General features: G+C 38.8%; 11 protein-coding genes. 5 read left to right on the plus strand and 6 right to left on the minus strand.

The window, feature by feature from the left end; genetic code table 11:
- Positions 1–6 precede the first annotated feature (6 nt).
- Positions 7–1,236, minus strand: a complete 1,230-nt coding sequence (locus PCI70_RS02435; protein ID WP_269913765.1) for an MFS transporter — start codon at positions 1,234–1,236, stop codon at positions 7–9.
- A 273-nt stretch (positions 1,237–1,509) separates the two neighbouring features.
- On the opposite strand from PCI70_RS02435, the gene PCI70_RS02440 reads away from it, so the two are divergent.
- The 3 genes from PCI70_RS02440 to PCI70_RS02450 are packed head-to-tail and all read left to right on the plus strand — an operon-like array spanning position 1,510 to position 5,067.
- A complete protein-coding gene (locus tag PCI70_RS02440) occupies positions 1,510–2,916 on the plus strand; it encodes an MBOAT family O-acyltransferase (RefSeq protein ID WP_269913766.1) in 1,407 nt (468 codons plus the stop codon).
- Entirely contained in the window at positions 2,903–3,958 is a 1,056-nt protein-coding gene (locus tag PCI70_RS02445; protein ID WP_269913767.1) for an SGNH/GDSL hydrolase family protein, read from the plus strand. The genes PCI70_RS02440 and PCI70_RS02445 overlap by 14 nt, the downstream gene beginning before the upstream one ends.
- On the plus strand, positions 3,955–5,067 hold the full coding sequence (locus PCI70_RS02450) for a GDSL-type esterase/lipase family protein (protein WP_269913768.1): 1,113 nt from the start codon (positions 3,955–3,957) through the stop codon (positions 5,065–5,067). The genes PCI70_RS02445 and PCI70_RS02450 overlap by 4 nt, the downstream gene beginning before the upstream one ends.
- On the opposite strand, the gene PCI70_RS02455 is transcribed toward PCI70_RS02450, so the two are convergent.
- Positions 5,045–5,812, minus strand: a complete 768-nt coding sequence (locus tag PCI70_RS02455; protein ID WP_269913769.1) for a nucleotidyltransferase domain-containing protein — start codon at positions 5,810–5,812, stop codon at positions 5,045–5,047. The two genes, PCI70_RS02450 and PCI70_RS02455, sit on opposite strands and share 23 nt — an antisense overlap.
- Positions 5,813–5,897: 85 nt before the next feature.
- Positions 5,898–7,304 carry an FAD-binding oxidoreductase gene (locus tag PCI70_RS02460; protein WP_269913770.1) on the minus strand — a complete coding sequence of 469 codons (1,407 nt, stop codon included), beginning with the start codon at positions 7,302–7,304 and terminating at the stop codon, positions 5,898–5,900.
- Between the two features lie 86 nt (positions 7,305–7,390).
- On the opposite strand from PCI70_RS02460, the gene serA reads away from it, so the two are divergent.
- Both serA and PCI70_RS02470 read left to right on the plus strand, forming a co-directional pair.
- A complete protein-coding gene (gene serA, locus PCI70_RS02465) occupies positions 7,391–8,623 on the plus strand; it encodes a phosphoglycerate dehydrogenase (protein ID WP_269913771.1) in 1,233 nt (410 codons plus the stop codon).
- Between the two features lie 76 nt (positions 8,624–8,699).
- A complete protein-coding gene (locus PCI70_RS02470; RefSeq protein ID WP_269913772.1) occupies positions 8,700–9,605 on the plus strand; it encodes an EamA family transporter in 906 nt (301 codons plus the stop codon).
- A 10-nt stretch (positions 9,606–9,615) separates the two neighbouring features.
- Here the strand turns inward: PCI70_RS02470 and PCI70_RS02475 are convergent, their stop codons facing one another.
- The 3 genes from PCI70_RS02475 to rplS form a co-directional block, all read right to left on the minus strand.
- Positions 9,616–10,380: a sulfite exporter TauE/SafE family protein gene (locus PCI70_RS02475; protein WP_269913773.1), complete on the minus strand. Its 765-nt coding sequence runs from the start codon at positions 10,378–10,380 to the stop codon at positions 9,616–9,618.
- Positions 10,381–10,393: 13 nt separating this feature from the next.
- Positions 10,394–11,305: a tRNA pseudouridine(55) synthase TruB gene (gene truB / locus PCI70_RS02480; RefSeq protein WP_269913774.1), complete on the minus strand. Its 912-nt coding sequence runs from the start codon at positions 11,303–11,305 to the stop codon at positions 10,394–10,396.
- A gap of 149 nt (positions 11,306–11,454) precedes the next feature.
- On the minus strand, positions 11,455–11,823 hold the full coding sequence (gene rplS / locus PCI70_RS02485; RefSeq protein WP_269913775.1) for a 50S ribosomal protein L19: 369 nt from the start codon (positions 11,821–11,823) through the stop codon (positions 11,455–11,457).
- Positions 11,824–11,916 lie beyond the last annotated feature (93 nt).

Genomic DNA, 11,916 nt, shown 5'->3' on the forward strand with positions numbered 1-11,916 from the left:
TTTTTCTTAGAACTCGCCTTTGGCACGGCGTTCTTGCATTGCATTAACCAATGCTTTTCTTGGGAACGTAAACCAAATTAAAATAATCACAATACTCGCAATTAAATACGCTGCCATGTGGTATTGCGTATATAACGCACGTACAATTTCAATGCCTGCAAAAAAGCATGTCATGTTTAACATCGACATTGCCGCAGATACTGTACCTTTGCCCATTTCAGATGACATAAACGCATAACGGAACACCACAGAAACGGCAATCCCTTCACCAAAACTTAAGATAGTCATCCCAATCACAAGTAATGGAATAGTAAATTGAGTCAATACTAAACTTGATGCTGCAATAATGGCACCCACCAACATGGTTGGAAAGCCCACCAAAATGGTTTTACCTAACTCAAAGCGGTCAACCACTTTAATTAAAACAATATTACCTAAAATTAACCCTGCAAAAATTGGAATTTGGAATAAACCATATTGCAAACTGCTTAGACCAAGCTCATCTACCAACATAATGGGTGAAATTGCAATCCATAACATCAGTGGCAACACCACCAAGGGTAAAGCAATGGCAAGACTTAAAAAGCGTTTGTCTGCATAGGTTTGTTTAAAATCACCAAACAGTTGCCCTAATGGTTTTTTCTCCATCGTGGGTGCCATGTACGGCATAGACGACTTTAAACCAAACCAACTTAAAAATGACATCGCAGCAATGGCAATAAAGCCCCAATGCCAAGAGATATGGTCAATCAAAAATGCACCAAATACAGGTCCTAGTAACGGCGCAAGTAAAGATAAGTTAGACATAATTGCCATCACTTTTACCGCATCACGCTCTTCAAAAGATTCCTGAATTGCAGCATAACCCACTGCCGAAACAACCGTTAAACCTGCACCTTGTAAAAAGCGCATAATTAAAAATTGATACATGTTTTGTGCAAAAAGAATAATTAAACAGCATACGGTAAAAAACATTACCCCTGCCAATAATACTTTTTTACGCCCTAAACGGTCTGAAAGTGGACCAAATAACCATGCCACACATGCCCCACCTAAAAGGTACAAAGACATAGAAGATGGTGCCCAATCTGCACTTACGCCAAAGTCTTGCGTAATTGCTAACATTGCGGGTTGAATAAGATCATTGCCAATATAGGTGGCAAGCTCAAATAAAACCAAAGCTAGCGGAAACATAAGTGTCGCTAGGCTTAATTTTTTTGCCTGAGAATTTTGCATTTTAATTTAAAGATCATGAGTTTATTGTGTATCAATGAACACAATATAAAAATAGTGGAATCAGGAGCAGATTGTCTTGGATTAAGGCACCATCTGCCTAATTTTAGGGGGGCAACATTAGCATATTTTACTATAAAGGTCGAACCACAATATCAGCCGATTAAAACCATCAAATTAAAAGATTTTTCCCTCCATGTTTTGATGAATTTACCTATACTTTTGTAATTGTTTACATAAGAATACGCCATCATTTTATGCCCTTGAAAAACCAAGATGTTTTCCTTTTTATCCATAGAATTCGCGTTAGGATTCATTGCATTTTTTTGTGTTTATTGGGCATTTCAATCCAGACCACATCTTCAAAATTATTTACTGACTTTGGCAAGTTATGCTGTGGTCTATGCAATGGCAAGTACGGCAGCGGTGGTGGTACTCGCAACGTTTAGTTTTGCAATTTATGCCATTTCACGTTTTGTGCAAACCTCTAAATCTTGGTACATTTTTGGGCTTATCTTGACTGTACTGCACCTGTGTTTTTGGAAATACTTCGATTTCTTTAAAAACAGTACAGACCTTTTAACAGATTTGGTTTTACCGTTAGGTATTTCTTATTATTCTTTTCAAGCGATCAGCTATTTAACCAGTTGTTATCAACACACCACCACGCGTTTAAATTTGCGTGACTTACTGTTTCATTTTTCATTTTTTGCCACCATCAGTGCAGGTCCTATTGCCCGTGTACAAAATGCAAAAGGCTTAAACGATATATATCAACAACCGTGTGGCATTGCACAACAACTGCATACACCACGTAAAATTTTATCACCTACATGGGCGTTTGTTCTTATTTTATTGGCATTGATAAAAAAATGGTGGCTTGCAGGTTGGATTGCAGACAGTTGGGTTAACCCTGTTTTTTCCAATCCATTACAGTACCAAAGCCTAGAAATTTTAAGTGCTATTTATGGCTATACCTTACAGCTTTTTTTAGACTTTTCAGGGTATAGCGAAATGATGATTGCCTTTGGTTTACTGCTTGGCTTTCGTTTACCTGTTAACTTTAAAGCGCCTTTACTCGCTCATAATATCCGAGATTTTTGGGATCGTTGGCATATCAGCCTTTCTACATGGATCCGTGATTATATTTATATTCCATTAGGCGGAAGCAAAAAAGGATTTGGACGTACCCAGCTTAACTTGATTATTGCAATGGCACTTTCAGGCTTATGGCATGGGTCGGGCTTACACTTCATGTTTTGGGGTTTATTGCATGGAAGTGCCATTGTGCTTCTCAACATTGCAGACCGTTTTTACAATCAGCGTAATGCTGTATCAAGCTCAGGATTATTGGGTAAAATTTTAAGTGTGTTTGTCACCTTTAACTTTGTTTGCTTCTGCTTTGTATTCTTTAGAGCTAAAAATTTAGATGAAGCGTTACAAGTGTTTCAAGCACTGTTTGCAAATACACACCATATTGCTTGGTCAAGTAACCCACTTTATTTTTTAAGTCTACTCATCATCACAGCAGGAGTTTACCCTTTCGCTTATAAAAAATTTCTACAATTCCAACAATATGCTTTACCGCATTATCGTTTATCTATCCCATTATTTATGTGTTTTTTAACGGTTCTTATTTTTGCACCATCAGGCATTCCGGGGTTCATCTATGCAAACTTCTAGCCTTATTGTTAGCGTACAGCACACACACCATCGCTTTATGTTTGTGATGTTTACGCTTTGCATGTTTGCCATGACCTCTATTTGGATGATGCAAAATTCAATAAATGCCTACTATCAACAAACCTACCATCAAGATAGCCCTTTAAAAGCACTTGATGATTATGCCGTTTGGCAAATTGGAGGGGAAATTGGCGATTGGCTTTATGTGCAAAAAGATACCATCACCACATGGATAGATAAGCAAAATAACGCAGTTATTGACGCATATAATGCCGACCTGCAACCGCAACCGCAACCGCAACCGCAACCGCAACCGCAACCGCAACCGCAACCGCAACCGCAACCGCAACCGCAACCGCAACCGCAACCGCAACCGCAACCGCAACCGCAACCGCAACCGCAACCGCAACAAGCTATCCAACTTCACCCTCAAGATGAAGTCTTTTTTGTGGGTGATTCTTTAATGCAAGGCGTTGCCCCGTATGTGCAAAAAGAGCTAACGCAAACCCATAACATTAAAACCATTAATTTAAGCAAACAAAGCACAGGGCTTACCTATCCAAAACTTTTTAATTGGCAAAAAACCATTAAACAGACATTGCAAAGCAACCCTAAAATTAAACTAATAGTTTTATTTTTAGGACCAAATGACCCATGGGACATGCAAGACCCACAAAGTCGTAAATACCTAAGCTTTGGCTCAAATGAATGGGCAACATTGTATCAATCGCGCATGCAAGACATTATTACAACCGCACAACAACACCATGTTCAAATTATGTGGCTGACTCCACCCAACATGAAAAAAGATGACCTCAACCAAAAGATGATTTTCTTGCGCCAAACCATGCAACAAGAACTACAAAACAATCATGTTCTTTCGGTTGATACTCGGGCATTGTTAGGCGGTGTCGGCAATACATTTAACGAACATCGTATGAATATTAAAATGAGAACAGCAGATGGCATCCACTTTACTGCCGAGGGGCAAAAAGTAATTGCTCAAGAGGTTTTAAACCATTTAAAGGTCGTACAGCAATGAAACTACTTCCTTTATTGATGCTCGCCTGTTCATTTAGTATTTACGCCACACCCATTGAAAATTTTGGCGAGCCTCAAACCATAGCACTGGTCTCGGCTATTCAAAATAAAAAATTACATGTGATACAGCTAGGCGACTCACATACCGCTGCCGATGTCATGACAGATGCCATGCGTACTTATCTACAACAACAGCTTGGACAAGGTGGACTCGGTTGGTCAATGCCCCTATATATTTCAGGGCAACGACTCAGCCAATACGGTTACGACAATATAGGTTGGCAAGCAACTTCAAGCCGTACTCAACCTACAGGTAATTACACACTCGGTGGTTTTTTAGCAACACCACAATATGCAGGGGCAACCCTAACAATCAAGTCTAGACAAACTGCACCATCTCAAAATATGGTCGTGAGTCTTCGACAAGGTAAAAATGACCAACCCTTACAACTTATCGATGCCAACCAACAACGCATACAACTGAGTGCACCAATAAAAAACAATACATGGCAATTTATAAAATTTAAAGCACAACTGCCCATCACTGTACAAGCACAGCAAGATACACAAACAGCAATTGGCGGATGGTGGGCATTACAACCTACAGGTGCGACTGTTTCTGCCCTTGGTATCAATGGTGCAGAGCTTTCTTATTGGCAACGTTGGCAGTGGCAAAAAGAATTTTCAGAAATTTCTCCACAACTGGTAATTTTGGCATACGGCACTAACGAGGCCTATAACAACCACGACATCAGTACGGCACAAAATGCGCTTATTGATACCATCAATCAAATTCGTATTGCTTCACCACATACCGCTATTTTAATTTTATCTGCACCTGAAAGCCTTAAAAATACTCGTGGTGACTGTGGTACACGTCCAACTTCGCTTAGTGCTTTTCAACAAATGCAACAACAAACAGCACAACAAATGCATACTTTGTTTTGGGATTGGCAAGATGCTATGGGTGGCACATGTACGATGAAAACATGGATGAATAACGGTTTAGCACGGCAAGATGGTATCCACTTTACTGCAGCAGGCTACCAAAAATTAGGGCAAAACCTTGCACAAGCTTTACTTGAGCTTAGCCGTAAAAATGATTTTTAAGATGTACGCTATAATCGGTTAAATACCCTTCTAACATAATACGTTGGGTATTTGATTTCTCCATATCAACCGCTTGTAATGCTCTTATTTTATTTTCAAGCAACGTCACTACTTGTTCTTGCTCTTGTAAACTTAACTGTGATTTTTCATCTTTTTGCTTTTTAATTTCTAAATAATATTCTGCCCACTCACGCAAACCATCATGTTGTTGTATTTGCCCAAACAAACTGCTAATAAATAACTTTGGCATTTCTCTACGCGTTGCAAGTTCAGCCGACATTAATCCACGAATGCAATAAAATACTTTTTTATATGTAAAATTATGATTTTTTTGCATCGTGTGTAAATTGCCCATCGCCAAAGACAAATAGTGATAATGCAATGCCGAGTATTCAATACGCTCAAGCAAACCTTGTCTAAACGTTTGCCATTCTGGTATATGATTTAAATATTCAATATGCGCACGCACCCACTCTAAAGTGTTGGGATTACTTTTTGCTAAAAGTCCAAACATTTTATCTAAATCATAAGAAACAAAATCAAAATCTCCATTCATGATTTCAATTAAATCACGATGGTTTTTATAATCGTAATATTTAGATTTTGACGACATATGAAAGCCACGAACATCATAGTCACTATCTGGGCTTGCCATACCCCATAATCGGCTTCCACTTTCTATATAGAACAGTGGAATATCATCGCGTTGGCAAAAGACAGCTTCAATTTCTTGATTTATATTCATAACTTGGCTTTGTGGATCACAGTCAAATTGTTCGATTTCAATATAACAAAAAAAGCACATCAAGTGATGTGCTTTTTACTGAACTTTAGTCAAACAATTTACCTGGGTTCATAATTTTATTTGGGTCAAATACCTGCTTAAGTGCTTTCATATACGCAATCTCTTCTGCCGATTTTGTATATTCTAAATAAGGCTTTTTGGTCATTCCCACACCATGCTCAGCCGAGATAGAACCATTATATTTTTTCACTGTATCAAACACATGCTTATTCACGACCTGACATTTTTCAAAGAACTCATCTTTGCTAAGGCTTTCAGGTTTTAGAATATTTAAGTGTAAATTACCATCACCAATATGCCCAAACCAACAAATCTCAAAGTCGGGATAGTTGTCTGCCACAATTGCTTCAATATCTTTAATAAAAGCAGGAACATGAGTAATTAATACAGAAATATCATTTTTATACGGCGTAAATGGCGTAATAGATTCAGAAATATCCTCACGTAAACGCCATAAACTTTCAACTTGTTCTAGACTTTGGCTCATTACACCATCAAGTACCCAACCCTCTTCCATACAGTGTTCAAACACTTCCATGGCTTTGTCCATAATTGGCTCGTAAGGTGCTTCAAACTCAAGCAATACATAAAACGGGCACTCGGTATCAAATGGACGTTGGACATGCCCATGATCAAGCACTTTTTGCATAGCCAGCTCACCAAAGAACTCAAATGCCGTTAAATCAATTTTACTTTGAAATGCATGTAACAATGGCATTACCGCATCAAAATCAGGGACACCCAATACCATTACTTGTAAATCTTGTGGCGCACGTTCTAATTTAATTTCTGCTTCGGTAATTAAGCCCAATGTACCTTCTGCACCAATAAATAAATGCTGTAATGCATAACCTGTTGCATTTTTCATCATGCCCTTATTTAAATGCAGAATATCACCTTTACCTGTCACCACCGTCAAGCCCAACACCCAATTACGGGTCATGCCATAACGAATCACTTTAATACCACCTGCATTGGTACTAATGTTACCGCCCATTTGGCTTGAACCTGCCGATGCAAAATCAACGGGATAATACATATCATGTTGCTGTGCATAGGTTTGCAGCTGTTCAGTCACAACACCCGATTGAATACGAACCATACGATCAGCAGGATAAAAATCTAAGATTTGATTCATCTTATCCATGCTCACCACAATCTCACCATTAGAGGCAACAGCACCAGCCGATAAACCTGTACGCCCACCCGATGGTGTAATAGCAATATTAAATTCATTTGCCAATTTTACAATGCATTGAACTTGTTCTGTGGTAGATGGAAATACAACAACAGAGGGATTGGGATCAAAGTGTTTAGTGTAATCTTTCCCCCAATGCACTAGGCTATCTGTGTCTGTTTTCACACGATCTTCACCTAGTAAGTCGTTCAATTGAGTCAGTAAATCCTTTGGTAATGTTACAGCAGCATTCATTTTGCAAACCTGACAAGAAATAAACAAGTTGTTGATCATTATGTTATCATACTGCGACTAACAATTGGCCTTTGTAGGGAGCCGTAATGAGCCAACATCTTTCTCTTCCTAAGGATAAAATTCGTTTCTTGTTACTCGAAGGAGTACACCAAAATGCGATTGATACACTTAACGCAGCAGGGTACACAAACATCGAGTCTCACAAGACCGCTCTAGAGGGAGATGCTTTAAAAGAAGCAGTTAAGGACGCGCATTTTATTGGTATTCGTTCACGTACACAGCTAACCGAAGATGTATTTGCACATGCAAATAAATTGATTGCTGTGGGTTGTTTTTGTATTGGAACCAACCAAGTTGATTTAGATGCTGCAATGCAACGTGGTATTCCTGTATTTAACGCACCTTATTCTAATACCCGCTCGGTTGCAGAACTTGTACTTGCAGAACTTATTTTACTTCTACGTGGCGTACCTGAAAAATCAGCTGTTTGCCACCGTGGTGGCTGGCAAAAAAGTGCGGTGGGTTCATTTGAAACACGCGGTAAAACACTTGGTATTGTCGGTTACGGCTCTATTGGCTCTCAACTTTCTGTATTAGCAGAAAGTTTAGGTATGCATGTTATTTACTATGATACTGTCACAAAACTTCCAATGGGTAACGCACGCCAAGTTGGTTCATTAAATGACTTATTGGCGCAAGCTGATGTGGTATCATTACATGTGCCTGACTTACCTTCTACACGCAATTTCTTTACCAAAGAACAGTTTGCGCAAATGAAAGAAAGTGCTATTTTCATTAACGCTGCACGTGGTACATGTGTTGTGATTGAAGATTTAGCAGAAGCAATTCAGTCTAAACATTTGGCAGGTGCTGCCATTGATGTATTCCCTAAAGAACCAAAAGGTAACAATGAAGAATTTGTATCGCCTTTACGTGGGTTAGATAATGTTATTCTAACACCACATGTAGGTGGTTCTACGATGGAAGCACAAGCAAACATTGGTTTAGAAGTTGCTGAAAAATTTGTAGCATATTCAGACCAAGGTTTAACACTTTCTGCTGTAAACTTCCCTGAAATTGCAATGCCACTTACAGCAGGTAAGCACCGCTTACTTCACATTCACAAAAATGTGCCAGGTGTATTATCTAAAATTAACACCTTATTTAGTGACAATCACATCAACATTTCGGGTCAAAGTTTAATGACCAAAGGTGATGTGGGTTACCTTGTGATGGATGTAGACGCATCTGCATCTTCTGATGCATTAGATACTTTACAATTAGTAGACGGAACAATCCGTGTGCGTGTTTTGTTCTAATTCATTAATTTAGTCTAAATTTTAAAAGCCATAGCCATGCGGTTGTGGCTTTTTTTCATGGTTTAAAAAGAGGCTTATGAACACCAATAAAGATCGTTCTTTTCTTAATGCGATTTTGATGCTGCTGGTTGCCATTATAAGTGTGCAATCAAGTGGCTCTTTAGCAAAAGTTTTATTTCAGTCACATGAGGTGCTTGTGGTTGCCACAATGCGCTTGATGTTGGGTGCAACAATTCTTGCCTTTATTGGTCGGATTTGGCAAATCAACTTTAAAAAAGTGCAATGGAAAACCATTATAGTTTACGGCTTAGCGCTTGCAGGCATGAATGGATTATTTTACCTGTCTTTACAACGTTTACCTTTGGGTATTGCCGTTTCGTTTGAGTTCATTGGACCGCTTACGGTTGCACTGTGCCATGCGAAACAACGCATTGATTTAATTTGGGTAGGTCTTGCTATTGTAGGTATGGCAATGCTGTTTCCATTTGAAGAAGCAAGCTCATCACTCGACTTTGTTGGTATTTTCTATGCGTTAGGTGCAGGGGCATGTTGGGCAGGTTATATCTTGTCTGGACAAAAAAGCTCTGGCGTTTCTGGTAATCATACTGTTGCTTTAGGAATGTTTATTGGGACTTTAGTCCTTATTCCATTTGCAATCCAAACAGGGCAATTTCTCAATGCTTTTGAGCCAACATCACTAATGTACTTTGGCGCATTAGCTGTTTTAGCCAGTGCCTTACCATTTGCCTTAGAGATTATTGTACTTAAACGTTTACCACCTTTAGTATTTGGTACATTAACCAGCCTAGATCCTGTAGTTGCTGCTATTTCAGGTGTATTTTTTTTACAAGAGCATTTACTTTGGTCGCAGTGGTTAGCACTTGCAACCATTATTGTGGCATCTATTGGTTGTACTTATTCAACACATCGTGCCAAGCTAAAAATCGAAGCTAAACTAAAACAACAAAAGCACTCTTTATAGAGTGCTTTTTTTAAAAAAACATTTGATAGCCAATTCTTATAATTAAAATAGTCACGAGTACTAAAAAAATAATTCTAACAAATCCACTGCCGTATTTTAACGCCACACGTACACCCACAATAGAACCAACCACATTGGCAACTGCCATGGTTAAGCCAATTCCAAGCAATACATGCCCTGTTGGAATTAAAAAACTGAGCGCTGCAAAATTAGTCATAAAGTTGCCAATTTTAGACAGTGCCGAGGCATGAATAAAATCGACACCTAAAAATCGAATAAAAAAGAAAATAAAAAAACTGCCCGTACCTGGACCAAAAATACCATCATAAAACCCAATAGCTAAGCTCCCTAAACCCGCAAGAACTAACATTTTAGGGGTTACAACAAGTTGAGTATGTGATTGACCAAAGCTTTTTTTCATAAATGTATAAAGCGCAATCACTATCAGCATTACAAATACAAAAGGTCTTAAAAAAGATTGGGGAATTAAAGACAAACATGCAGCACCTGCAAATGAGCTGACTAAAGCACAACCTGCGATTACAGCTAATAACACCCATGGCAGTTTTACACGCTTAAAAAACGTCAGTGCAGCAGAGCCTGTGCCAAAAATTGAAGAAAGCTTGTTTGTACCAATCACAGTAGCAGTCGATACCTGAGGCAGTGTACTCATCAAGCCTGGAATTTGAATCAGCCCACCTCCGCCCACTGCTGCATCAATTGCACCTGCTGCAAAAGCGAATCCAACTAAGGTTAATAGCGTTAAAACATCCATGTTTGTTATATCCTTAATTATCTAAATTTAAAACCCTTTTGGGTACAAGTCGCTTTTTATCTGTGATATGTGCAAGTCCTAAACATTTTTCACCATCAAATACCAACACTTGTTCTTCAGCTTGATGATCAATATTGCTTTCTAAACCATTACAAAAATACTTCGTACGTCCCTCAGGAATTTGGACACGTGGTAAATGCTCAACAGGTGCATATACAGGCAATAACAATGCTTCTCTTTCTTGTTCCGTTAAGCTTTCTAATTGCTCAATGGTATATTCAGGAATTAAATCAAAATGCCCTGTTGCTATACGATGTAAAGCACTCAAGTGCCCGCCACAACCCAATGCTTCGCCAATATCTTCACCCAATACACGAATATAAGTTCCTTTAGAACACGTCACATCAAGCGTTAAGCTATTGGATGTAAAACTTGTTAAAGTGAGATCTAAAATTTGAATAGGACGTGGTTCACGTTCAATCACAATACCTTGACGTGCCAACTCATATAGTGGTTTACCATGCTTTTTGAGTGCAGAATACATCGGTGGAACTTGTAAAATATCGCCACGGAACTGAGCAAGCACTTGTTCAATTTTTTCTTGAGTTAGTTCAGGCACAATGCGTTCTTGTAAAATATCACCCTCTACATCACCCGTTGTGGTGGTTTGTCCAAGTTTGACAGTAGTTTGATAACGCTTTACCGAATCTAAAAGATAATGAGAAAACTTTGTTGCTTCACCCAAACAAATAGGCAATAAACCTGTCGCAAGTGGGTCTAATGCCCCTGTATGTCCTGCTTTTTCTGCACGAAATAACCAACGCACCCGCTGTAATGCACCATTGGAACTGATATCTAAAGGTTTATTTAAGAGAAAAACCCCATGAACAGGGCGACGTTGAATTTTTTGCTTTTGACCAGCCATATTTAAAAAATATAAAATTTACAATAATAGGCATATTAGCAAAATAATTAAGCTTTTCCATTTTTCTTATTTATTTTCATTATTTTAGTCATAAATTTCAAATGTAAAAATGCGCCCAATAGGACGCATTTTTTGTATCACTTAAATAATTAAGCTTTACGTGCTGGTAACTTCTCACGGATACGCGCAGATTTACCTGAACGCTCACGTAAGTAGTAAAGTTTCGCACGGCGTACATCACCACGACGTTTAACTTCAATTTTAGCAACGATTGGAGAGTGAGTTTGGAATACACGCTCAACACCAACACCGCTAGAGATTTTGCGAACAGTGAAAGCAGAGTTCAAGCCACGGTTTTTCTTCGCGATTACCACACCTTCAAATGCTTGAAGACGCTCACGCTCACCTTCTTTTACTTTTACTTGAACAACAACTGTGTCACCTGGTGCAAAAGCAGGAATATCTGATTTTAACTGTGCATTTTCAACAGCTTGTACTAAAGGATGTTTACCACTCATTGTGGGAATCTCCAATAAATGCGGTGAATACCGCTGGGGATAGAGGCTTTAACGCGTATCGACCCGTTTATCTTTCCCTTCACTACGAAATTG

It is taken from the genome of Acinetobacter sp. HY1485, assembly GCF_027568475.1.
GTDB lineage: Bacteria > Pseudomonadota > Gammaproteobacteria > Pseudomonadales > Moraxellaceae > Acinetobacter.

Bases quoted from the DNA above. Each gene is read 5' to 3' on its own strand.
- PCI70_RS02435 (WP_269913765.1), bottom strand. From the start codon at position 1,236: ATGCAAAATTCTCAGGCAAAAAAATTAAGCCTAGCGACACTTATGTTT.
- PCI70_RS02440 (WP_269913766.1), top strand. From the start codon at position 1,510: ATGTTTTCCTTTTTATCCATAGAATTCGCGTTAGGATTCATTGCATTT.
- PCI70_RS02445 (WP_269913767.1), top strand. From the start codon at position 2,903: ATGCAAACTTCTAGCCTTATTGTTAGCGTACAGCACACACACCATCGC.
- PCI70_RS02450 (WP_269913768.1), top strand. From the start codon at position 3,955: ATGAAACTACTTCCTTTATTGATGCTCGCCTGTTCATTTAGTATTTAC.
- PCI70_RS02455 (WP_269913769.1), bottom strand. From the start codon at position 5,812: ATGAATATAAATCAAGAAATTGAAGCTGTCTTTTGCCAACGCGATGAT.
- PCI70_RS02460 (WP_269913770.1), bottom strand. From the start codon at position 7,304: ATGAATGCTGCTGTAACATTACCAAAGGATTTACTGACTCAATTGAAC.
- serA (WP_269913771.1), top strand. From the start codon at position 7,391: ATGAGCCAACATCTTTCTCTTCCTAAGGATAAAATTCGTTTCTTGTTA.
- PCI70_RS02470 (WP_269913772.1), top strand. From the start codon at position 8,700: ATGAACACCAATAAAGATCGTTCTTTTCTTAATGCGATTTTGATGCTG.
- PCI70_RS02475 (WP_269913773.1), bottom strand. From the start codon at position 10,380: ATGGATGTTTTAACGCTATTAACCTTAGTTGGATTCGCTTTTGCAGCA.
- truB (WP_269913774.1), bottom strand. From the start codon at position 11,305: ATGGCTGGTCAAAAGCAAAAAATTCAACGTCGCCCTGTTCATGGGGTT.
- rplS (WP_269913775.1), bottom strand. From the start codon at position 11,823: ATGAGTGGTAAACATCCTTTAGTACAAGCTGTTGAAAATGCACAGTTA.